Annotated in this window: 22 protein-coding genes; 10 read left to right on the plus strand and 12 right to left on the minus strand. The window is 71.4% G+C overall.

The genetic code is table 11. From position 1 onward, the window contains the following. Positions 1-58: 58 nt before the first annotated feature. Genes ACIP84_RS24975 through ACIP84_RS24985 form a run of 3 tightly spaced genes read right to left on the minus strand, consistent with a single transcriptional unit; the run spans position 59 to position 1,457 of the window. On the minus strand, positions 59-478 hold the full coding sequence (locus tag ACIP84_RS24975; RefSeq protein ID WP_355957388.1) for a DUF6304 family protein: 420 nt from the start codon (positions 476-478) through the stop codon (positions 59-61). 42 nt (positions 479-520) lie between these two features. Beyond that, on the minus strand, positions 521-832 hold the full coding sequence (locus ACIP84_RS24980) for a hypothetical protein (RefSeq protein WP_355957385.1): 312 nt from the start codon (positions 830-832) through the stop codon (positions 521-523). Positions 833-875: 43 nt separating this feature from the next. Further along, positions 876-1,457 carry a dihydrofolate reductase family protein gene (locus ACIP84_RS24985; protein WP_401800402.1) on the minus strand — a complete coding sequence of 194 codons (582 nt, stop codon included), beginning with the start codon at positions 1,455-1,457 and terminating at the stop codon, positions 876-878. Between the two features lie 111 nt (positions 1,458-1,568). On the opposite strand from ACIP84_RS24985, the gene ACIP84_RS24990 reads away from it, so the two are divergent. Continuing rightward, positions 1,569-2,144: a TetR family transcriptional regulator gene (locus ACIP84_RS24990; protein WP_355957379.1), complete on the plus strand. Its 576-nt coding sequence runs from the start codon at positions 1,569-1,571 to the stop codon at positions 2,142-2,144. Between the two features lie 15 nt (positions 2,145-2,159). On the opposite strand, the gene ACIP84_RS24995 is transcribed toward ACIP84_RS24990, so the two are convergent. Then, on the minus strand, positions 2,160-3,215 hold the full coding sequence (locus ACIP84_RS24995; protein WP_401800405.1) for a family 2 encapsulin nanocompartment cargo protein polyprenyl transferase: 1,056 nt from the start codon (positions 3,213-3,215) through the stop codon (positions 2,160-2,162). A gap of 94 nt (positions 3,216-3,309) precedes the next feature. Continuing rightward, positions 3,310-4,728, minus strand: a complete 1,419-nt coding sequence (locus ACIP84_RS25000) for a family 2B encapsulin nanocompartment shell protein (protein ID WP_355957376.1) — start codon at positions 4,726-4,728, stop codon at positions 3,310-3,312. Positions 4,729-5,015: 287 nt separating this feature from the next. Between ACIP84_RS25000 and ACIP84_RS25005 the strand changes: the two genes are divergently transcribed. Both ACIP84_RS25005 and ACIP84_RS25010 read left to right on the plus strand, forming a co-directional pair. Then, complete coding sequence (locus tag ACIP84_RS25005; protein ID WP_401800408.1) at positions 5,016-5,606, plus strand: N-acetylmuramoyl-L-alanine amidase; 591 nt, start codon at positions 5,016-5,018, stop codon at positions 5,604-5,606. A gap of 66 nt (positions 5,607-5,672) precedes the next feature. Then, entirely contained in the window at positions 5,673-6,611 is a 939-nt protein-coding gene (locus ACIP84_RS25010; protein ID WP_401800410.1) for a 1-aminocyclopropane-1-carboxylate deaminase/D-cysteine desulfhydrase, read from the plus strand. On the opposite strand, the gene ACIP84_RS25015 is transcribed toward ACIP84_RS25010, so the two are convergent. After that, complete coding sequence (locus ACIP84_RS25015; RefSeq protein ID WP_355957368.1) at positions 6,587-8,182, minus strand: Na+/H+ antiporter; 1,596 nt, start codon at positions 8,180-8,182, stop codon at positions 6,587-6,589. The genes ACIP84_RS25010 and ACIP84_RS25015 overlap by 25 nt on opposite strands. Before the next feature lie 39 nt (positions 8,183-8,221). Between ACIP84_RS25015 and ACIP84_RS25020 the strand changes: the two genes are divergently transcribed. The 3 genes from ACIP84_RS25020 (at position 8,222) to ACIP84_RS25030 (ending at position 10,295) form a co-directional block, all read left to right on the plus strand. After that, on the plus strand, positions 8,222-8,482 hold the full coding sequence (locus ACIP84_RS25020) for a UBP-type zinc finger domain-containing protein (RefSeq protein ID WP_355957365.1): 261 nt from the start codon (positions 8,222-8,224) through the stop codon (positions 8,480-8,482). Positions 8,483-8,811: 329 nt separating this feature from the next. Next, entirely contained in the window at positions 8,812-9,225 is a 414-nt protein-coding gene (locus tag ACIP84_RS25025; RefSeq protein WP_019889334.1) for an anti-sigma regulatory factor, read from the plus strand. Further along, positions 9,222-10,295, plus strand: a complete 1,074-nt coding sequence (locus tag ACIP84_RS25030; RefSeq protein WP_401800412.1) for an RNA polymerase sigma factor SigF — start codon at positions 9,222-9,224, stop codon at positions 10,293-10,295. The genes ACIP84_RS25025 and ACIP84_RS25030 overlap by 4 nt, the downstream gene beginning before the upstream one ends. Positions 10,296-10,305: 10 nt before the next feature. Here ACIP84_RS25030 and ACIP84_RS25035 read toward each other — a convergent pair whose 3' ends face one another. Then, on the minus strand, positions 10,306-10,740 hold the full coding sequence (locus ACIP84_RS25035; RefSeq protein WP_401800415.1) for a hypothetical protein: 435 nt from the start codon (positions 10,738-10,740) through the stop codon (positions 10,306-10,308). A gap of 343 nt (positions 10,741-11,083) precedes the next feature. Between ACIP84_RS25035 and ACIP84_RS25040 the strand changes: the two genes are divergently transcribed. Continuing rightward, the gene (locus ACIP84_RS25040; RefSeq protein ID WP_401800417.1) at positions 11,084-12,052 is read left to right on the plus strand and encodes a diacylglycerol/lipid kinase family protein; all 969 of its coding nucleotides are present in this window, start codon (positions 11,084-11,086) and stop codon (positions 12,050-12,052) included. A 318-nt stretch (positions 12,053-12,370) separates the two neighbouring features. Then, the gene (locus tag ACIP84_RS25045) at positions 12,371-12,628 is read left to right on the plus strand and encodes a WhiB family transcriptional regulator (protein ID WP_003953983.1); all 258 of its coding nucleotides are present in this window, start codon (positions 12,371-12,373) and stop codon (positions 12,626-12,628) included. Between the two features lie 174 nt (positions 12,629-12,802). On the opposite strand, the gene ACIP84_RS25050 is transcribed toward ACIP84_RS25045, so the two are convergent. Both ACIP84_RS25050 and ACIP84_RS25055 read right to left on the minus strand, forming a co-directional pair. Beyond that, positions 12,803-14,269 (minus strand): histidine kinase N-terminal domain-containing protein, encoded by a 1,467-nt coding sequence (locus ACIP84_RS25050; protein WP_355957352.1) that lies wholly within the window; start codon positions 14,267-14,269, stop codon positions 12,803-12,805. Between the two features lie 350 nt (positions 14,270-14,619). Then, entirely contained in the window at positions 14,620-15,237 is a 618-nt protein-coding gene (locus ACIP84_RS25055; RefSeq protein ID WP_401800420.1) for a TetR/AcrR family transcriptional regulator, read from the minus strand. Between the two features lie 83 nt (positions 15,238-15,320). On the opposite strand from ACIP84_RS25055, the gene ACIP84_RS25060 reads away from it, so the two are divergent. Then, positions 15,321-16,109 (plus strand): SDR family oxidoreductase, encoded by a 789-nt coding sequence (locus ACIP84_RS25060; protein WP_355957348.1) that lies wholly within the window; start codon positions 15,321-15,323, stop codon positions 16,107-16,109. A 181-nt stretch (positions 16,110-16,290) separates the two neighbouring features. Next, a complete protein-coding gene (nagB, locus tag ACIP84_RS25065) occupies positions 16,291-17,076 on the plus strand; it encodes a glucosamine-6-phosphate deaminase (protein ID WP_355957345.1) in 786 nt (261 codons plus the stop codon). A 105-nt stretch (positions 17,077-17,181) separates the two neighbouring features. On the opposite strand, the gene ACIP84_RS25070 is transcribed toward nagB, so the two are convergent. Genes ACIP84_RS25070 through ACIP84_RS25080 form a run of 3 tightly spaced genes read right to left on the minus strand, consistent with a single transcriptional unit; the run spans position 17,182 to position 20,600 of the window. Then, positions 17,182-18,705, minus strand: coding sequence for a glycoside hydrolase family 3 protein (locus ACIP84_RS25070; RefSeq protein ID WP_401800423.1), 1,524 nt, complete (start codon positions 18,703-18,705; stop codon positions 17,182-17,184). A gap of 9 nt (positions 18,706-18,714) precedes the next feature. Then, on the minus strand, positions 18,715-19,581 hold the full coding sequence (locus tag ACIP84_RS25075; protein WP_401800426.1) for a carbohydrate ABC transporter permease: 867 nt from the start codon (positions 19,579-19,581) through the stop codon (positions 18,715-18,717). After that, a complete protein-coding gene (locus ACIP84_RS25080) occupies positions 19,578-20,600 on the minus strand; it encodes a carbohydrate ABC transporter permease (protein ID WP_073912238.1) in 1,023 nt (340 codons plus the stop codon). Before ACIP84_RS25080 ends, ACIP84_RS25075 begins: the two co-directional genes overlap by 4 nt. Positions 20,601-20,628 lie beyond the last annotated feature (28 nt).

Raw genomic sequence — 20,628 nt, forward strand, 5'->3', positions numbered from 1 at the left:
CCGCCGTCCTCGTTCTCCGTTCCGGTACCCGCGCTCTCAGAGAGATAGAAGGCAGGGCTCAGGCCGACTGCAGCAGTCGGCGGCCGAAATCCGCGCCGGGCGGCAGCTGGCGCCTGACTCGTTCGAGCGCCCCGTCGAAGTCACCCCCGGCGACGCACGCTTCGAAGGCGGCGCCGCCGTAGTGCAGCGTGAGGCTGAGGTCGGCGCGCTCACCGAGGGTCAGCAGGCAGGCCAGCGTGGCCTGCTGGGAGGCGCCGTCCACGACGACGGGGAGCGGCAGGTCCCACTCCAGGACGCAGGCGGTGAGGGCCTGCCCGCCCTCTGCCGCCGCGCTGAGCGCGGCGAAACCCTCGCCCGTGTACTCGATCCCCCTGATCCGGGTGGCGACATGCCGCCCGTCGGCCGTGATGACGATCGCTTCCGCGCCGCTGCGGTCCCGGTACCAGCCGGTCCAGACTTCCGTCGACTCCGATGACATGCGCGGACTGTAACCGTAGGACCGGCTCCGGCGCGCGTCCGGTCACCCCGTGGCCTGACTTCTCCCGATCTCGCCGTTCTTGCCGGTCACGTGCGCGCTCGCGGCTTCCGCACCCGCGACGGGGCGCGTGCCCGCGACCACGTCGGCAGCCGTGCGCACGTTCTCCCCCAGGTCCGCCTCCACGCCCTCGTGGAGCGCGCAGTCCGGATTGCGGCATGGCTGCACTTCCCACTCCGGCACCCAGGCCCCGAGGACCTTGTGCCGGGTGGCTGTCGTCGCCCGCGGCTGCCCGCAGGCCGGGCAGTCGTGCTCGGCCCGGGGGTCCCGCGTCGTGTGAGACGCCTCGTCACCCATGAATCCAGGGTAGGACGGCTCGCACGGGAGCGCCTGCCGCCGTCTACCGCTTCCTGGTGTACGTACGGACGAACGCGCCGTTGCCGAAGACGCGCAGGTCGTTCAGCTCGAAGTCGCGGGGCTCGAAGCCGGCGCCGAACATCGGCATGCCGGAGCCGTACACCTGCGGGTAGGTCTTGATGATCAGCTCGTCGATCTCCTCGATGAGCTCGCCGGCGACGGTGGAGCCACCGCAGAGCCAGATGTCCAGGGGGCTGTCCTCGGCCTTGAGCTCGCGGATGCGGCCGACGAGGTCGTCGGCGATCAGCTCCACGTTGGCGTCGGGCGACTCGGCCAGCGAGCGGGTGGCGACGACCTCCCGCAGGTGGCCGTACGGGCTGGTGACACCTATGTCCAGGGCGACCCGGTACGAGCCCAGCCCCTGGACCACGGTATCGAACCGCTGGTTCTCGGCGTCGATCCCGAGCATCTCCCGGCCCTGCGCCGAGACGGTCTCCGGGTACTCGCCGCTCAGGAACTCCAGGAACTCGGCGTCCACGAACTGGTACATGGAGGTGGCATCGCCCTTGGGGTCACCGATGAAGCCGTCGATGGTGCAGGCGATGAAGTACGTGAGCTTGCGCAAACCGGTCCTCTTCCACTACGGATCGTGGCCGCGATCGCAACCACGACGGTTATAGTGCTTCATCTGTAGTGGTTGCGCAAGCCCTATGTTCGAAGAAGGAGGAACACAGACATGGCGAGAAACCCCGAACGACGTACGGCGCTGCTCGACGCCGCCATCCAGGTCCTGGCGGACGAAGGTGCCCGCGGGCTGACCTTCCGCGCGGTCGACGCCTGCGCCGGGGTCCCCACGGGCACCTCGTCCAACTACTTCCGCGACCGGGACCAGGTGCTCTCCGAGGTCGCCGACCGGATCTTCGTACGGCTCACCCCCGAACCCGGAGTCATCGAGGCCGCCATGCTGCCGGCGCCGAGCCGCGGCCTGGTCTTCGAGCTCATGCGCCAGGTCGCCCAGCGGCTCGCCGCCGAGCGCACCTGCTACCTCGGCCTCTTCGAGCTCCGCCTCGAAGCGGTGCGCCGCCCCGAGCTGCGGACCCAGCTCACCAAGGTGCTCCGCAGCGATCTGGACGCGAACATCCAGGGGCACCTGGAGGCCGGGATGCCCGGGGACGCGGACACCGTCCGGCTGCTCTACTTCGCCCTCACCGGGCTGCTGCTCGACCACTTCACGGTCCCCGGGCTGCACGGCGACCGGGATCTGGACGACCTGATCGAGACCGTGGTCAACCGGATCGTCCCCGAGGCGTGACAGGGCTCCGGAGCCTCAGCGCGTGCGCCGCGTGACGAACTCCGCGAGCGCCAGCATGTCCCCCGCCGCCGCCAGGTCCGGGACCGCCTGGGCCAGATGCTCGACGGCGCGGCCCATCCGCTCGGCCGCCTGGTCCTGCGCCCAGTCGCGCCCACCGGCCCGCTCGACGGCGTCCGCGGCCGCCCGTACCGCCGCGGCGTCGAGGACCGGGCGGGCGTACAGCTCGGCCAGCTCGTCGCCCGCCGGCGTCCCCGAGGCGAGCGCCGCCACCACCGGCAGCGACTTCTTGTGGGCGACCAGATCGGCCCCGGCGGGCTTGCCCGTACGGTCAGGGTCGCCCCAGATCCCGATGAGGTCGTCGATCAGCTGGAAGGCGAGGCCGGCCTCCCGGCCGAACGCGTCCATCGCCGCGACCTCCTCCTCCCCGGCGCCCGCGTAGAGCGCGCCGATGGCACAGGAGGCGCCGAGCAGCGCACCGGTCTTGGCGGTGGCCATGGCCAGGCACTCGTCGAGCGAGACCTCGCGCGGCGCCCGCTGCTCGAAGGCGCAGTCGGCCTGCTGTCCCGCGCAGAGCTCGATGACACAGGCGGCGAGCCGGGCGGAGGCGGCGGCCGAGGCGGGATGCGGATCCTCGGCGAGCATCCGCAGGGCGAGCGCGCTCATCGCGTCACCGGCGATCAGCGCGTCCGGGATGCCGAAGACCGTCCAGGCGGTGGGCCGGTGCCGCCGGGTCACGTCCTCGTCGACGATGTCGTCGTGGAGCAGGGTGAAGTTGTGCGCGAGCTCCACCGCCGCCGCCGCCCTCACCGCCGGACCCTCGTCGGCGCCGAGCGCGCGGGCCGCCGCGAGGACCAGGGCGGGCCGGATGGCCTTGCCCGGCTGCTCCGTGGCCGGGGTGCCGTCGGCGTGCTCCCAGCCGAAGTGGTACATCGCGACCCGCCGCATCGAACCCGGCAGGGTCTCGACGGTCGAGCGCAGTTGGGGATGGACGACCGCCCGCGTCCGGTCCAGGAGGCGCACGGCCCCCTGACCGTCGGTCACGGCGTCCCCGCCGGCAATGGTCACGGTCACTTCCTTCGTCTCCTCCGTGGCGATGCTGCGCGGCGACGAGCCGGGAGCGCCCGGGGGCGGGAGGGTTCGGTCCCCGCCCCCGGACGCCGTCGGCTCAACGCCAGCGGCTGACCTCGACGTTCTCCAGGACGCCGAGCGCGTCCGGGACGAGGATCGCCGCCGAGTAGTAGGCCGTGACCAGGTAGGAGATGATCGCCTGCTCGTCGATGCCCATGAAGCGGACGGAGAGGCTCGGCTCGATCTCGTCGGGGATGCCGGTCTGGTGCAGACCGATCACCCCCTGGTCGGCCTCGCCCGTACGCATGCAGATGATCGAGGTGGTGCGGGCGTCCGAGACCGGGATCTTGTTGCACGGGTAGATCGGCACACCGCGCCAGGTCGGGATGCGGTTGCCGTTGATGTCGATCGTCTCGGGCACCAGACCGCGCTTGTTGAGCTCGCGGCCGAAGGCGGCGATGGCCCGCGGGTGGGCGAGGAACAGCTTGGATCCCCGGCGGCGGGAGAGCAGCTCGTCCATGTCGTCCGGGCTGGGGGCGCCGTCGTGGGGCTGGAGGCGCTGCCCGTAGTCGCAGTTGGCGAGGAGGCCGAACTCCTTGTTGTTGACCAGCTCGTACTCCTGGCGCTCGCGGAGCGCCTCGACCGTGAGCCGCAACTGCTGCTCGGTCTGGTTCATCGGCTGGTTGTAGAGGTCGGCGACGCGGCTGTGCACCTTCAGCACGGTCTGGGCGACGCTCAGCTCGTACTCGCGGGGCGAGGCGTCGTAGTCGACGTACGTGTGCGGGACGACGGCCTCGCCGACGTGGCCCGCCGAGAGGTCGATCTCGGCCTCGCCGTACTTGTTGGTCCGCTGCTGGGGCAGGGCGGCGACGCTCGCGAGGTGGGCGGCGAGCGAGCCGGCCCGCTCCGCGAGGTTCCGCACGTCGTCGCGGGTGAGCTCGAGGACCGTACAGGCGGTGGCGGCACGGGCGGACCACTCCCAGGTGGCCTCCGGGTCGACCAGGGCGTTGTCGCCGAAGTAGGCGCCGTCGGCGAGGACTCCCAGAACCGCCTCGTCGCCGTACGGTCCCTCGCCGATCTGCTCGATCCGGCCGTGCGCGAGGAGGTGGACCCGGTCGGTCGGCTCGCCGGCGACGGCGACGACCTCGCCGGCCGCGTACTCCCGCTGGCGGCAGCGGGCCGCGAGCTCGGTCAGGGCCTCCTCGTCCTCATAGCCGCGCAGGACGGGGAGTTCGCCGAGCTCGGCGGGGATGACCGCGACGCGCTCTCCGGTCTGGACGAAGGTGACCCGGCCGTCGCCCACGGAGTAGCTGAGCCTCCGGTTCACCCGGTACGTACCACCCTGCACCTGGACCCAGGGCAGCGCCCGCAGCAGCCACCGTGAGGTGATCTCCTGCATCTGCGGCGCCGACTTGGTGGTCGTGGCGAGGTTCCGCGCGGCAGCGGTGCCGAGACTCTGCTGCGGCGCCTGCTGCTCCGCGACGCGGACCTCGTCGCCAACCGAACCAACGGACATGGAACTCCCTCTCGTATGACTGAGTTGCGAGACGAAGCCTTTCAGCACGGAACGTGTCGGCGCCATTACACATTCGAGTGGGACTGTTCGACGATCTTCGGGGCATGTCACGTGATTTCCATCCGAACAGCGGAGCCCCACCCGCCCCGGCCGGCCCTGTCCGGATCGGCTCGCACACGGCCCGAACGGATGGCAGCGGAGTGGCGGACTCCGGTAATCCGGAACCTCCGGCGGGCCGGACTCCGGCGTTCCGGAAGCCCCCACCCGTCCTCCGAAGGGAGTCGGTCATGTCCACCCCCATGTCCGCGAGCAGGTTCCTCGACGCGCTGCGCGACGAGGGCCTCGCGGTCGTCCAGGTCGGCGAATGGTCCACCCACAACCGCAACCACAAGGGCCCCTGGGGGCCCGTGCACGGCGTGATGATCCACCACACCGTGACCCGGGGCACCGCCACCACGGTCCGGATCTGCCGGGACGGCTACGCGAGCCTGCCGGGACCGCTCTGCCACGGCGTGATCGCCAAGGACGGCACCGTCCACCTCGTCGGCTACGGCCGCGCGAACCACGCGGGCCTCGGCGACGACGAGGTCCTCAGGGCGGTCATCGCCGAGCAGGGCCTGCCCCGGGACGACGAGGCCACCACGGACGGCAACCGGTACTTCTACGGCTTCGAGTGCGAGAACCTCGGCGACGGCAAGGACCCGTGGCCGAAGGTCCAGCTGGAGGCCATCGCCAAGGCGGCGGCCGCGCTGTGCCGGGTGCACGGCTGGACGCAGCGCTCGGTCATCGGGCACCTGGAGTGGCAGCCCGGGAAGGTGGACCCGCGCGGCTTCACCATGGCCTCGATGCGCGAGCGGGTGGCCGACCTCCTGCGCTGACCGGGCGGGGCGCGCGGACCCGCGCCCCGGCACGGGGACGACGGCCCCCACCCGGACAATGGCCTGGTGAACGCGTTCGACCTCTCCCGCCTGCGACCCCGGCTCCCCTCGCCCCTGGAGCCGGTGGAGGACGAGCGCTTCACCCGGCGCGGGCTCACGCTGTCCCTCAAGCGCGAGGACCTCATCCACCCCGACCTGCCGGGCAACAAGTGGCGCAAGCTCGCCCTCAACCTGGCGGCGGCGGACGGCCGCCCCGTGCTGACCTTCGGCGGCGCGTACTCCAACCACCTGCGCGCGGTGGCGGCCGCCGGGCGGCTGCTCGGCTTCCCCACGGTCGGGATCGTGCGCGGCGACGAGCTGGCCGGGCGGCCGCTCAACCCCTCGCTCGCGCGGTGCGCGGCGGACGGGATGCGGCTCGTGTTCGTGGACCGGGCCACGTACCGCGCGAAGAACGACCCCGCCACGCGCGCGACGCTCCTCGAACAGGCCCCCGCGGGCGCGTACGTGGTCCCTGAGGGCGGCAGCAACGCGCTCGCCGTCCAGGGGTGCGTGGAGCTGGGCCGGGAGCTCGTCGGGGAGGCGGACACGGTCGCCGTCGCCTGCGGCACGGGCGGCACCCTGGCGGGTCTCGCGGCCGGCCTGGGTGCGGGGCGGCGGACCCTGGGCGTCCCGGTCCTCAAGGGCGGTTTCCTGGGCGGGGAGGTACGCGCCCTCCAGGAGGCGGCGTTCGGCGGGCCGCGCGGCGACTGGGCGCTGGACGAGCGTTTCCACGGCGGGGGCTACGCGCGCGTGTCCCTGGCCCTGGAGGCGTTCGCACGCGACTTCGAGGCGCGGCACGGACTCGCCATCGAGCGGCTGTATGTGGCCAAAATGCTGCTCGGCCTCACGACCCTGGCGGAGGAGGGCGCGTTCCCTGCGGGCACCCGGCTCGTGGCGGTCGTCACGGGTGCCCCGGACACGCCCCGGCGGGACGAGGGGGCTCAGTCCGCGGCCTCCTCGCGGTAGGCGGCGGCCTCCTCCAGGTCGAGCCGGCGGAGCAGCGTCCGCATCATCTCGTCGTCGATCCGCCGGGCGTCGCGCAGCTGCACGAACACCTTCCGCTCGGCGTCGATCATCTCGCGCGACAGGCGCCGGTAGGTGTCGTCCGCGGTCTCCCCGGTGACCGCGTTGGGGGCGCCGAGCCGCTCCCAGACCGCGTTGCGGCGCCGTTCCAGGACCGTGCGGAGCCGGTCGGCGAGGGGCTTCGGCAGGGCGTTGCGCTCGTCGGCGAGCAGGGCCTCCAGGCGCTCCTCGGCGGCCTGCGAGGCCTCGCTCTGGGCCTGCGCCTCGGCCAGGGTCTCGGCGTACCGGTCCTTTCCGGGGAGCTTCAGGAAGCGGATGAGGGGCGGCAGGGTGAGGCCCTGCACGACCAGGGTGCCGATGACGGTGGTGAAGGTGAGGAAGAGGACGAGGTTGCGGGCCGGGAACTCCACGCCGTCGGTGACCACGGGGATGGAGAAGGCGATGGCGAGCGAGACCACCCCGCGCATGCCGGCCCAGCCGACGACGAGCGGGGCCCTCCAGTCCACCTCCGGCTCCCGTTCCCTGATCCGGGCGGAGAGCCGGGGCAGGAAGGTCGCGGGATAGACCCAGACGAACCGGACCACGACCACCGCGACGAAGACCCCGGCCGCGTACCAGGCCGCCTCCCCGATCCCGTACGGCCCGAGTTCCTGGACGACGTACGGCAGCTGAAGGCCGATCAGGGCGAAGACGGCGGACTCCAGGACGAAGGCGACCATCTTCCAGACGGCCTCCTCCTGGAGGCGGGTCGCGAAGTCGACCTGCCAGGCGCGGTGGCCCAGGAAGAGGCCGACCACGACGACGGCGAGGACGCCGGAGGCGTGCACCTCCTCGGCCGCCGCGTAGGCGACGAAGGGGATGAGGAGGGAGAGCGTGTTCTGCAGGAGGGAGTCGCCGAGGCGCCGGCGCAGCCAGTGGATGGGGACCATGAGGAGGAGGCCGACGCCGATGCCGCCGAGGGCCGCGAGCGCGAACTCCCGGAGGCCGCCGGCCCAGCTCAGACCCTCGCCGACGGCCGCCGCGAGGGCGACCTTGTACGCGGTGATGGCGGTGGCGTCGTTCACCAGGGACTCGCCCTGGAGGATCGTGGTGATCCGGTTCGGCAGGCCGAGCTTGCGGGCGATGGCGGTGGCGGCGACCGCGTCCGGCGGGGCGACGACCGCTCCGAGCACCAGGGCGGCGGTGAGCGGCAGATCGGGCACGAGGACGTACGCGAGCCAGCCCACCGCCACCGTGGCGAAGAGGACGTACCCGACGGAGAGCAGGGCCACGGGCCGGATGTTGGCCCGCAGGTCGAGGTACGAGGAGTCGACGGCCGCCGTGTAGAGGAGCGGGGGAAGGATCAGCGGCAGCACGATGTGCGGGTCGAGGGTGTAGTCCGGCACTCCGGGGACGTAGGCGGCCGCGAGACCGGCCGCGACCAGGAGGAGCGGCGCGGGCACCGGGGTCCTGCGGGCGAGCCCCGCGATCGCCGCGCTCGCCGCCACGAGTCCCACCAGCTCTAGTGCGTCCATGCCCGTCCCCGTCTCGTCCCGCAACGTAACCTGGCCATCATGAGCGAGTGCCCACACGTTGCCGAAATGCCGCGCCCCGAACCGGCGCCGCTGGCCGACACCTGCCCGGAGTGCCTGGCGGACGGTACGCACCCGGTCCAGCTGCGGCTCTGTCTGGCCTGCGGGCACGTGGGCTGCTGCGACTCGTCGGCGGGACAGCACGCGACGGGGCACTTCACCACGACGGGGCACCCGGTGATGCGGACCTTCGAGCCGGGCGAGGCCTGGCGCTGGTGCTTCGTGGACGGGTCGATCGTCTGAGTCCCCGGCCGGGCCGATGGTCCGACCGTCCGGCGATTCGGCCGTTCGACGATTCACCCGCCCCCCGGTTGGGTACGTCACCCCTCCGCCGGTCGCTCGCTTTCGGCCCCTGCAGACCCCTGCAGACCCCTGCCCACCGTCCGCACCCATGGGCCTACCATGGGTGACGACCGGCGACCGGGGGGCCGGCGGGGGCGGGGGTGCACGGCGACACGGCGGGACGGATCGCGATAGCGTCACGGCGGACTGCGCAGCCCCCTGCGTACCGCCCGGTTCGGGGGCCTCTCCCCCCGAGCCCCGAATGAGCTTGTGCCACCTTGGAGGTGAGGGTGTCCCAGATCGCAGGCGAGCCCGGGACCCAGGACTTCGTGGAAGTCCGGCTGCCCGCTGCGGGTGCCTATCTGTCCGTGCTGCGTACGGCCACGGCCGGCCTCGCGGCGCGCTTGGACTTCACCCTCGACGAGATCGAGGACTTGCGGATCGCGGTCGACGAGGCCTGCGCCATCCTGCTCCAGCAGGCCGTGCCGGGATCCGTCCTCAGCTGTGTCTTCCGGCTGGTCGACGACTCCCTCGACGTGACCGTCTCCGCCCCGACCACGGACGGCCGGGCACCCGAGCGGGACACGTTCGCCTGGACGGTGCTGTCGGCACTGGCCGGGAAGGTGGAGTCGTCGGTGGCCGATGACCGTACGGTCTCGATCAGCCTGTACAAACAGCGCGGCGCGGGGCCAGGCCCGGCGTGAGGCGCGGGGACGCGACGGCCGGCATCCCTGAGCAGCAGGCACGGCCGTATGAGGTCGCTACGGAGCAGGCGGACCAGATGAGCGAGCACGAGCAGCACCCCGAGGTTCCTGAGACACCAGGCGTCTCCGAGGCCCCCCGGGGCCCCGCGCGTGCGGAGGGCTCCGCCGAGACGGGCGGGGCCGCGGCGGCGACCGCCGAGACGGCCACCGAGGCCGTCGACGGGACGGCCGCGGAGCCGGTCGCGAGGACGGTCGCGGAGGCGGAGAAGACGGAGGACGGGGACGAGCCCGACGACGTCCCCGTCGTCCCGGACCCGCACGACCGGAGCGGCGCCCGTGCGCTCTTCGTGACGCTGCGTGAGCTGCCGGAGGGCTCCCCGGAGAAGGCCGAGCTGCGCAACCAGCTGGTGCGGATGCACCTGCCGCTGGTCGAGCACCTGGCCCGGCGCTTCCGCAACCGCGGCGAGCCGCTGGACGACCTGACCCAGGTCGCGACCATCGGTCTGATCAAGTCGGTGGACCGGTTCGACCCGGAGCGCGGCGTCGAGTTCTCGACGTACGCGACCCCGACGGTCGTCGGCGAGATCAAGCGCCACTTCCGCGACAAGGGCTGGGCGGTCCGGGTGCCGCGCCGGCTCCAGGAGCTGCGGCTCTCACTGACCACGGCGACGGCGGAGCTCTCCCAGCAGCACGGCCGCTCGCCGACCGTGCACGAGCTGGCCGAGCGGCTCGGGATCTCGGAGGAGGAGGTCCTGGAGGGTCTGGAGTCGGCGAACGCCTACTCGACGCTCTCCCTGGACGTCCCCGACACGGACGACGAGTCGCCCGCGGTGGCGGACACGCTCGGCGCGGAGGACGAGGCCCTGGAGGGCGTCGAGTACCGCGAGTCGCTCAAGCCGCTGCTCGAGGACCTGCCGCCCCGGGAGAAGCGGATCCTGCTGCTTCGCTTCTTCGGGAACATGACCCAGTCGCAGATCGCGCAGGAGGTCGGCATCTCGCAGATGCACGTCTCCCGGCTGCTGGCTCGGACCCTGGCGTCGCTGAGGGAGAAACTGCTCGTCGAGGAGTAGGCGAGGGGACCTAGAGAGGGTCCTGACCGGGGCGCCGGATGCCGAGCGCCTCGGTCGTGGCCGGGTTCACCAGGAGGACGAGCCCGGTGACGGCCAGGACGCCGAGGACGATGCCGGCCGGGATCATCACGCTGTTCGCCTGGAGCATCTGCCAGGCGACCGGCAGGGCCAGGATCTGCGTGATCACGGCCGGACCGCGGCTCCAGGAGCGGCGCATCCACAGGCCACGGGCGGCGGCGAGCGGGATGAGTCCGAGTGCGACGAGCGTCACGGCGCCCGTCGCGGCGCCGGTGAGGTCGTCGGACGTCCCGGTCAGCGCGTGCACCAGCATGTAGACACCCCCGGCGAAGAGGCCGAGGGCCTCGACACCTGCCACGGCCGCCGCGGCGGCGAGTCGGGCGGGGCGGGGGGTCTGCTCCGTGCTGCTCTCAGCGGGACTGCTCATACAGGGCAGGGTAGCGGGGGCGGCCCGGCCCGGCCGAAGCCGGGCGGGAGCGCGCCCGGGAAGCCGGACGGGGTACGGGGGCGGATCCGGACCGGCCCGGGGTGCCCGGGGCCGGGCGGGGTACGGCGGCGGAGCCGGACCGGCCCGGGCTGCCCGACCCGGACGGGGTACGGCGGCCGAGCCGGACCGGCCCGGGCTGCCCGAGCCGGGCGGGAGCGCGCCGCGGAGGCCGGGAGGACACCGTGTCGGCGCCGGGCGGCCACGCTTGCCCGGAACCGGGTGGATACGTCCAGGGATCGGGCTGGACTGGGCCCGGTACCGCCGGGTAGGTACCCTGGCGCTCATGCGCGCACTTCTCGTGGTCAACCCGGCAGCCACCACCACCAGTGCCCGCACCCGTGACGTGCTCATCCACGCGCTCGCGAGCGAGATGAAGCTGGAGGCGGTCACCACGGAGTACCGCGGGCACGCGCGGGACCTCGCCCGACGGGCCGCGGACTCCGGAACCATCGACCTGGTCGTGGCCCTGGGCGGCGACGGGACGGTGAACGAGGTCGTCAACGGACTGCTGCACGGCGGGCCCGACCCCGACCGGCTCCCGGGCCTCGCGGTCGTCCCCGGCGGATCGACGAACGTGTTCGCCCGCGCCCTCGGACTGCCGAACGACGCCGTGGAGGCGACCGGCGCCCTGCTCGACGCGCTGCGTGAGCGGCGGGCACGCACAGTGAGCCTCGGTCTCGCCTCGGGAACGCCGGGCACGGAGGACGAATCCGTCCCGTCCCGCTGGTTCACCTTCTGCGCCGGTCTCGGTTTCGACGCGAGTGTCATCGGCCGGGTCGAACAGCAGCGGGAGCGCGGAAAGAGATCCACGCACGCCCTCTATCTGCGCCAGGTGCTCCGCCAGTTCCTGGACGAGCCGAACCGCCGGCACGGCATGATCACCCTGGAGCGCCCCGGCGCCGAGCCGGTCGAGGACCTGGTCCTCTCCATAATCTGCAACACCTCCCCCTGGACCTACCTGGGCAATCGCCCGGTGTACGCGTCCCCGGAGGCCTCCTTCGAAACCGCGCTGGACGTCCTCGGACTGCGCCGTCTGTCCACCCCGGCGGTGGCCCGGTACGCCACCCAGCTGCTCACCTCGACCCCGGAACGAGGGCCGCGCGGCAAGCACGCGGTGACTCTGCACGACCTGACCGACTTCACCTTGCATTCCAAGGTTCCGCTCCCCCTGCAGATGGACGGAGACCACCTGGGACTGCGTACGAGCGTGACGTTCACAGGCGTACGCCGTGCACTGCGTGTGATTGTGTGAGTGGAAGGGCCTAAAGTCCTTTCACTCGAACGTTTAGGCGCGCATCCACCCCTTAGAAGTACGGCTGTGACCTAGCCGACACCGAGGAATCAAAAAAAACTTTCCGGAAGGGGTTGTATCCGTTGCTGGGGTTTGGGAGTCTCTTCTTGGCGATCGGGACGGCCCGCAACACCGGCCTCCACTGAGAGCCAGAACCCCTCCTCAGTCTTAGGACCACACCAGTTCATCTGGCAGTCGGCCCTTCCCTTGCGGGGGGATTCGTGAAAGCGTTCACATTCACAAGCAACCAGCTTGTAACACCCTAGAGAGGTAGCAGCCATGGACTGGCGTCACAACGCCGTTTGTCGTGAGGAAGACCCCGAGCTGTTCTTCCCCATCGGCAACACCGGTCCTGCGCTGCTGCAGATCGAGGAAGCCAAGGCCGTCTGCCGCCGCTGCCCCGTCATGGAGCAGTGCCTGCAGTGGGCGCTCGAGTCCGGCCAGGACTCCGGCGTCTGGGGTGGCCTCAGCGAGGACGAGCGCCGCGCGATGAAGCGCCGTGCCGCTCGCAACCGGGCGCGTAACGCCAGCGCCTGACGCCCACCGACAGCCTGAGGCGAGCGGCGCATACATCGCGTATGCAATCACCGCCCTTGAGCCGCAGCGCGCAGCAGTAACCCACAGCATTCGAGCCCCGGACCGATTTCCTCGGTCCGGGGCTCGCTGCTGTGTCCGCGCCCGTCGCCTCTACTGCCGTTGCTTCCAGGGCCGTTACTTCTGCGGCTGCACGGGGATGTCGAGGACCACCTTCGTACCGCGCCCGGCGCCCGGCAGCATGTCGAAGGATCCGCCCAACTCCCCTTCCACCAGGGTCCGTACGATCTGCAGGCCGAGGTTGCCGGCCCGCTGCGGGTCGAATCCCTCAGGCAGGCCGCGGCCGTCGTCCTGGACCGTGATCAGGAGTCGGGCGTCGGGCCTCGGCTCGCCCCGTACGGCGGTGACCTCGACGGCGCCCTCGTCGCCCGGGGCGAACGCGTGCTCCAGGGCGTTCTGGAGGATCTCGGTGAGGACCATCGAGAGCGGGGTCGCGACCTCGGCGTCCAGAATGCCGAAGCGGCCGTTGCGCCGGCAGGTCACCCGGCCCGGGGAGATCTCGGCGACCATCGCGATCACGCGGTCGGCGATCTCGTCGAACTCCACCCGCTCGTCCAGGTTCTGGGACAGCGTCTCGTGGACGATCGCGATGGAACCGACGCGCCGCACGGCCTCGTTGAGGGCCTCGCGGCCCCCCTCGGAGTCCATCCGGCGGGCCTGGAGGCGCAACAGGGCGGCCACCGTCTGCAGGTTGTTCTTCACCCGGTGGTGGATCTCCCGGATGGTGGCGTCCTTGGTGATCAACTCGCGCTCGCGGCGACGCAGTTCGGTGACGTCCCGGAGCAGCACGAGCGAACCGATGCGGGTGCCCTTCGGCTTGAGCGGGATGGCCCGGAGCTGGATCACACCGCCGTTCCCCTCGACCTCGAACTCGCGCGGCGCGTAGCCGGAGGCCAGCGTGACCAGGGCTTCGTCCACCGGCCCGCGGGAGGGGGCGAGTTCGGCGGTGATCTGGCCGAGGTGCTGGCCGACGAGGTCGGCGGCGAGACCGAGCCGGTGGTAGGCGGAGAGGGCGTTGGGCGAGGCGTACTGGACGATGCCCTCGGCGTCGAGGCGGACGAGTCCGTCGCCGGCGCGGGGCGAGGAGTCCATGTCGACCTGCTCGCCTGGGAAGGGGAACGTTCCGGCCGCGATCATCTGGGCGAGGTCGGAGGCCGACTGGAGGTAGGTGAGTTCGAGTCGGGAGGGGGTGCGGACGGTCAGCAGGTTGGTGTTGCGGGCGATGACGCCGAGGACCCGGCCCTCGCGGCGGACGGGGATGGACTCGACCCGTACCGGGACCTCCTCGCGCCACTCCGGGTCGCCCTCACGGACGATCCTGCCCTCGTCGAGCGCGGCGTCGAGCAGCGGGCGGCGGCCGCGCGGCACGAGATGGCCGACCATGTCGTCCTGGTAGGAGGTGGGGCCGGTGTTCGGCCGCATCTGCGCGACGGAGACGTATCGCGTTCCGTCGAGGGTCGGGACCCAGAGGACGAGGTCGGCGAAGGAGAGGTCGGAGAGCAGCTGCCACTCCGACACCAGCAGGTGGAGCCACTCGAGGTCCGAGTCGCTCAGGGCGGTGTGCTGGCGCACGAGGTCGTTCATGGAGGGCACGGTGCGAGCGTACCCGCGGAATAAAGGGGCGGTGAACCTGGATCTCCGGGGCTCCGTGCTGGAGGATGGGCCAGGAAGGACCGCGTTCCTGTGGATGGACAGACAAGAATGGTCTAGTCCACAATGAATGCGATAGACCTCCATCCTCCCCGCACAGGAGGATGGAACGAGGTACCCGACGCTCTCTGCCCTGACTGCGTCGAGACCTCCCACACGGCCGAGGGACCGCACACCCCCGGCCGGAGCAAAACTCCGGGCTGCGGTGCCGGGCGGGCTGAGGGTCCCGCCGGGCGCCGCGGCCCGCGGGTGTCTCCAGGGCCGCCCGACAGCGCAACCGCCCCTTACGCCTCCTCGCGCTCCGTGCGCCGCGGAGGCCAGGCCAGCATCGCCGTCGCCGCGACGGCCGCGAGCTCCTCCTTCGTCGCCCCGTCGCGGGCCTGCTGGGACAGCCCCTGGAGAACGGCGCCACTGAAGCGGGCGAGGGCCCGGGCGTCGGTGCCGGCCGGCAGCTCCCCCGCGGCGATGTCCTCACGTATCCGGGTCTCGAAGGAGTCCAGATTGCGGTTCCTGCGCTCGCGCAGGGCCTCCTCGACCTCGGGGGTCGAGCAGTTGATCGCGGCGGAGATCATCAGGCAGCCCCGGGGGTGGCCGGGCTCGGTGAAGAGCTCGGCGGCCTCGCTCAGGACCCGGCCGATGGCCCCCCGGGCGGTCGCCTCCTCCGCGAAGGCACGGCCGCCGTACGCGCCGTAGGAGCCGGCGTACGCCTCGACCACCTCCTCGAACAGCGTCTTCTTGTCGCCGAAGGCCGCGTAGAGGCTGGGGGCGCTGATGCCCATGGCGCGGGTGAGGTCGGCGACGGAGGTCGTCTCGTAGCCGTGCTCCCAGAAGGCCATCGTGGCCTTCTCCAGGGCCGTGAGCCGGTCGAAGGAGCGGGGGCGGCCACGCTGTGTCGTCACCATGGAGTGAATTCTATAGCGGGTGCTACGGAAGTGGGGTACGGTCTTTCCATAACGACCGCTACAGAAATGAGGGGGGCGTCGCCATGGGCGTGCTCGACAGCAGGACCACGGAGCGGCGGGCCGGGAGGCTGGCCGGGAGGACCGCATTGGTGACGGGTGGCAGCCGGGGCATCGGGCGGGGGATCGCCGAGCGGCTCGGCCGGGACGGCGCACGGGTCGCGGTGCACTACGGGAGCAACGAGGCGGCGGCGAAGGAGACGGTCGCGGCGATCGAGGCCGCCGGCGGCGAGGCCTTCGCGATCGGGCAGGAGCTGGGGGTCCCGGGGGACGCCGAGGCACTGTGGGCCGCGTTCGACGCCCACGCGGACGGCCTGGACATCCTGGTGAACAACGCGGGGATCGGGGCCTCCGCGCCGTTCGCGACGATCGGCGCGGAGGAGTACGAGCGGATCTTCGCCGTCAACACCAGGGCGCCGTTCTTCCTCGCCCAGCTCGGCGCGGAGCGGCTGCGTGACGGGGGCCGGATCGTGAACGTCTCGACGGGCCTCTCGCACGCGGCGGTGATGCCGGACCTGATGGCGTACGCGATGTCGAAGGGTGCGCTCGACGTGTTCACCCGCTACCTGTCGAAGGTGCTGGGCGCGCGCGGGATCACGGTCAACGCGGTGGCGCCGGGGATCGTGGACACCGACATCAACGCGGGCTGGTTGCGGGGGAACGACGAGGCCTGGGCGGGGGCGGCGGCGATGTCGGCCTTGGGCGAGGTCGGCACTCCGGAGGACATAGCCGACGTGGTGGCCTTCCTGGTGTCGCACGACGGGCGCTGGGTGACCGGGCAGTGGATCGACGCGACGGGGGGCTCGATCGCCTGACCTCAGGAAGCCAGGGGGTTCGAGTGGCTGGTGGGACGGGGGCGGCCGACCATGGAGGCGGCGGGGGCGTCCGGGGGGCGGAACGGCATGAGGGGAAGGCCCCTCCTCTGCTAGATTTGGCTTTGATTGGTCTATACCACATGGCTCCTCACCAGCCCCTCACCAGATCGGCAGGCACAGCGTGGAAGTTGTCATCGTCAAGGACGCCAAGGCGGCCGGCGAGCTCATCGCGGACGGCATCGCCGACCTCCTGCGCCGCAAGCCCGACGCGCTGCTCGGCGTGGCCACCGGCTCGACTCCGCTGCCCATCTACGACGCCCTGATCGCCCAGGTCGAGGCCGGCTCCGTGGACGCCTCGCGGGCCCGGATCGCCCAGCTGGACGAGTACGTCGGACTGCCCTCGGGCCACCCCGAGTCGTACCGCTCCACCGTGCTCCGCCAGGTCGTCGAGCCCCTCGGGCTCTCCCAGGAGGCCTTCATGGGCCCCGACGGCTCCGCCGAGGACGTCCTGGCGGCCTGCGAGGCGTACGACAGGGCGCTCTCCGAGGCCGGTGGCGTGGACCTGCAGATCCTCGGCATCGGCACCGACGGGCACATCGGCTTCAACGAGCCGTGCTCCTCGCTCGCCTCCCGCACCCGGATCAAGACGCTCACCGAGCAGACCCGCGTGGACAACGCCCGCTTCTTCGACAACGACATCGAGCAGGTGCCGCACCACGTCATCACCCAGGGCATCGGCACCATCCTGGAGGCCCGTCACCTGGTGCTGCTCGCCACCGGCGAGGGCAAGGCCGAGGCCGTGGCGCAGACCGTCGAGGGCCCGGTGGCGGCGCTCGTGCCGGCCTCCGCGCTGCAGCTGCACCCGCACGCCACGGTCGTGGTGGACGAGGCCGCCGCCTCCAAGCTGAAGCTCGCGGACTACTTCCGTCACACCTTCGCGAACAAGCCCGCCTGGCAGGGCATCTGAGCCGCCCGGACTCCCCGTGCACGACGAAGGGGCCCGGCACCTGTTCAGGTGCCGGGCCCCTTCGCGTACGTCCCGTCAGGCGCCGTCCCGTCAGGCGCCGTCCCGTCAGGCGCCCGTTCCGACGACGGCCTCGGCGGCAGCGCGGCCGCAGACCCGGGCCGCGCCGTGCGTGGCGATGTGCAGGGCCCCGCGGGGCTCCGCCTCGTTGAGGCCCATCTCGACCACGACGGTGTCGGGGCGGGCCGCGACCAGGGCGTCCAGGGCCTCGGTCATCCACGCGTGCCGGTGGACGTCGCGGACGACCGCCACGATCCGGCGCTCCCCCGCGGCGGCGAGGAGAGCGTCCACGGAGGAGTCGGCGTAGGAGCCGGTCTCCGTGCCGGGCAGCAGCCGCTCCAGCTCGGCGGCGATGCCCCAGGGGGTCTCGTCACCGACCGCGAAGTTCGCGACGGGGGTGAAGGAGGCCACGTAGGGAGCGCTGCTCACCGGGGTGTGCGGCTGCTTCCCCCGGGTCACCTTCAGGGCCCGGCGGGCGGCGACGAGTCCGATGTCGGTGCCGGGCGCGGTCCCCTCCTGCACTGCCGCGCCCGACACCGATTCAGCCCCCCTGGCCCGGTGCGCCTGGGTCCAGGCCGCCAGGGCGCGCACGCGCGCCGCGGCGTCGGCCAGACGCTCCTCGGGCAGTTCACCGGTCCGTACCGCAGTGACGAGCGCGTCGCGCAGCTGCAGCACGGTGTCCTCGTCGCACAGCCCGCCGCCGACGCAGATGGCGTCGGCGCCCGCGGCGATGGCGAGGACGGATCCGCGCTCGATGCCGTACGTCGCCGCGACGGCCTGCATCTCCATGCCGTCGGTGACGATCAGCCCCTCGAAGCCCAGCTCCTGGCGCAGCAGACCGGTGAGGATCTGCGGGCTCAGGGTGGCCGGGCGGTGGGGGTCGAGCGCGGAGAGCAGGATATGCGCGCTCATGACAGCTTTGGTACCCGCGGCGACGGCCGCGCGGAAAGGCACCAGCTCACGGGCGTGCAGTGTGGCGAGGTCCACATCGATCCGGGGCAGCGCGTCGTGCGAGTCGACGTTCGTGTCGCCGTGTCCGGGGAAGTGCTTGGTGCAGGCCGCGACCCCGACGCCCTGGAGGCCGTCGACGTACGCCACGGTGTGCCGGGCGACGAGGTCCGGGTCCGGCCCGAAGGACCGGACGCCGATGACCGGGTTCTCGGCGTTGGAGTTGACGTCGGCGGACGGCGCCCAGTTGAGGTCGACGCCGCAGGCCGCGAGCCGGCGGCCGAGTTCGCGGGCGACGGCCCGGGTGAGCTCGACGTCGTCGACGCTGCCCAGGGCGTAGTTGCCGGGGAACGAGGAGCCCTGCTTGACCTCCAGGCGGGTGACGTCGCCGCCCTCCTCGTCGATGGCGACGAGGACGTCGTCCCGCTCGGCCCGCAGCTGCGCGGTGAGCGCGGTGAGCTGCTCGGGGCTGACGATGTTCCGGCCGAACAGGCCGACGGACGACAGTCCCTCGCCGATGCGGCGGAGCAGCCAGTCGGGCGCGGTGGTGCCGACGAAGCCGGGCTGGAGCACCGTGAGCGCGTCACGGGTCAGGGTGTCCGTGCCGTGTACGAGTGTGGTCATGGGGAGCCCTTATCCCTTCACCGCGCCGGCGGTCATGCCGCCGACGGCCTTGCGCTGGAGGAAGAGGAAGACGACGAGCACGGGAAGTGCGAAGAGCGTCGAGGCGGCCATGGTGGCGCCCCAGTCGCTGCCGAACGCGGTCTGGAACTGGGTCAGCCAGAGCGTCAGCGTCTGCGACTCCTTGTCCTTGTTCAGCATGAGGATCATGGCGAACTCGTTCCAGGCCGTGATGAAGCCGAAGAGCGAGGTCGACATCAGGCCGGGGGCGAGCAGCGGGAAGATCACCTTGCGGAACGCCTGGCCACGGGTGCAGCCGTCGATCTGCGCGGCCTCCTCCAGCTCGACCGGGACGGCGGCGATGAAGCCGCGGAGGGTCCAGATCGTGAAGGGGAGGACCATGACGAAGTAGACGAGCGTGAGCATCGGAATGCTGTTCAGCATGTCGTTCTCACGGGAGATCATGTACATCGCGATGACCATGACCTCCCAGGGGGCCATCTGCGCCATCATCACGATGAGGACGATGCCCTTGCGGCCCCGGAACCTCATGCGGGCGATCGCGAAGCTCGCGGCCAGCGCGACGAGCAGGGCGAGCAGCACGGCGCCGATGGTCACCATGAGGCTGTTGGTGACGTACGTCCAGAACAGGTCGACCCCGGTGGCGGTCGAGTAGTTCTCGAACGTCGGTGTGAAGACGAAGACGGGGTCCTTCGTCATGATCTCGTGCTGCGGCTTCAGCGAGGACGAGAACATCCAGTACACGGGGAAGACGAACACGACCGCGAGGACGAGGGCGGTGAGGTTCTTGGCGACCACGCCGACCGTGAGCGGCCTCCTGGTGCGCAGCTTCTGCGGAGTCTCGGTGGTGGCGCTCACAGCTCCTCCTCCTGCTTCAGGATCAGGCGGAAGTAGAAGGACATGACCGCGATGAGCATCACGATCGTCAGGATGGAGATGGCGGCGGCGACACCGTAGTGGAACTGGCCGACGCCCTCGATGTAGGCGAAGACGGGGAGCGTCTCGGAGCCTCGGTCGGGGCCGCCCTGGTTCATGGCGTAGACCTGGGCGAACGCCTTGAAGATCCAGATGATCTCCAGGAACGTGGTGATCATGAAGAAGGACTTCAGGTTCGGGAAGACCACGGCCCAGAAGGTGCGCCAGCCGCTGGCGCCGTCCATCTTCGCGGCCTCGTACAGCTCGGACCCGATGGTGGTCAGGGCGGCGTACATGTTGAGGGCGACGAACGGGATGGAGCCCCAGACCAGCAGGATCATGATGATGACGAGGGTGGAGAACCCGGTCTCGAACCAGTTGTGCTGCTCGTAGCCGTCGAAGCCCAGGGTGCGCATCAGCCAGTTCACGACACCGAACTGCTCGTCGAAGAGCCAGCGGAAGACCGTGACGGAGGCGACGATCGGCATGGCCCAGGCGAACATCAGGGCCAGCGAGAGGACCAGGCGCATCTTCTTGCCCAGGCGGTTGAGCAGCAGGCCTATGCCCGTGCCGATCGCCATGATGAGCGCGACGTTGACGGCCGTGAAGACGACGCTTCGGACGACGACGGTCCAGAAGTCCGGGTCGCCGAGGAGCTCGGTGTAGTTGTCGAAGCCGGTCCAGACGGTCTCGCGGGTGATGAACTCCTTCCGGTTGAGCTCCTGGAAGGAGAGGATCACATTGCGGATCAGCGGGTAGAGCAGCAGCACCGCCATGGACAGCAGGGCAGGCGCGACGAGCAGGTACGGCAGCCACCCGCTGGGCAGGGAACGTCTGCCGCGCGAAGGCTTAAGGACTTCCTTCGGGCCCGAAGGGGGTGGCGGAGTCTGAGACTTCCCTGCCGCCCTCCCGGGCGCGTCCTGAGGATCGGCGGTCGCCGTCCCCTGGGAGTCCACGGTCATGGTCTTATTCCTCGCGGTTCTGGGGCTC

It is taken from the genome of Streptomyces sp. NPDC088707 (assembly GCF_044752725.1).
Lineage (GTDB): Bacteria > Actinomycetota > Actinomycetes > Streptomycetales > Streptomycetaceae > Streptomyces.

Coding starts and splice junctions, on each gene's coding strand:
- ACIP84_RS25060 (WP_355957348.1), top strand. CDS start 15,321: ATGGGCGTGCTCGACAGCAGGACCACGGAGCGGCGGGCCGGGAGGCTG.
- ACIP84_RS25040 (WP_401800417.1), top strand. CDS start 11,084: ATGCGCGCACTTCTCGTGGTCAACCCGGCAGCCACCACCACCAGTGCC.
- ACIP84_RS24980 (WP_355957385.1), bottom strand. CDS start 832: ATGGGTGACGAGGCGTCTCACACGACGCGGGACCCCCGGGCCGAGCAC.
- ACIP84_RS24990 (WP_355957379.1), top strand. CDS start 1,569: ATGGCGAGAAACCCCGAACGACGTACGGCGCTGCTCGACGCCGCCATC.
- ACIP84_RS25000 (WP_355957376.1), bottom strand. CDS start 4,728: ATGTCCGTTGGTTCGGTTGGCGACGAGGTCCGCGTCGCGGAGCAGCAG.
- ACIP84_RS25050 (WP_355957352.1), bottom strand. CDS start 14,269: ATGAACGACCTCGTGCGCCAGCACACCGCCCTGAGCGACTCGGACCTC.
- ACIP84_RS25005 (WP_401800408.1), top strand. CDS start 5,016: ATGTCCACCCCCATGTCCGCGAGCAGGTTCCTCGACGCGCTGCGCGAC.
- ACIP84_RS25045 (WP_003953983.1), top strand. CDS start 12,371: ATGGACTGGCGTCACAACGCCGTTTGTCGTGAGGAAGACCCCGAGCTG.
- ACIP84_RS25055 (WP_401800420.1), bottom strand. CDS start 15,237: ATGGTGACGACACAGCGTGGCCGCCCCCGCTCCTTCGACCGGCTCACG.
- ACIP84_RS24975 (WP_355957388.1), bottom strand. CDS start 478: ATGTCATCGGAGTCGACGGAAGTCTGGACCGGCTGGTACCGGGACCGC.
- ACIP84_RS25080 (WP_073912238.1), bottom strand. CDS start 20,600: ATGACCGTGGACTCCCAGGGGACGGCGACCGCCGATCCTCAGGACGCG.
- ACIP84_RS25070 (WP_401800423.1), bottom strand. CDS start 18,705: ATGACCACACTCGTACACGGCACGGACACCCTGACCCGTGACGCGCTC.
- ACIP84_RS25020 (WP_355957365.1), top strand. CDS start 8,222: ATGAGCGAGTGCCCACACGTTGCCGAAATGCCGCGCCCCGAACCGGCG.
- ACIP84_RS25035 (WP_401800415.1), bottom strand. CDS start 10,740: ATGAGCAGTCCCGCTGAGAGCAGCACGGAGCAGACCCCCCGCCCCGCC.
- ACIP84_RS25015 (WP_355957368.1), bottom strand. CDS start 8,182: ATGGACGCACTAGAGCTGGTGGGACTCGTGGCGGCGAGCGCGGCGATC.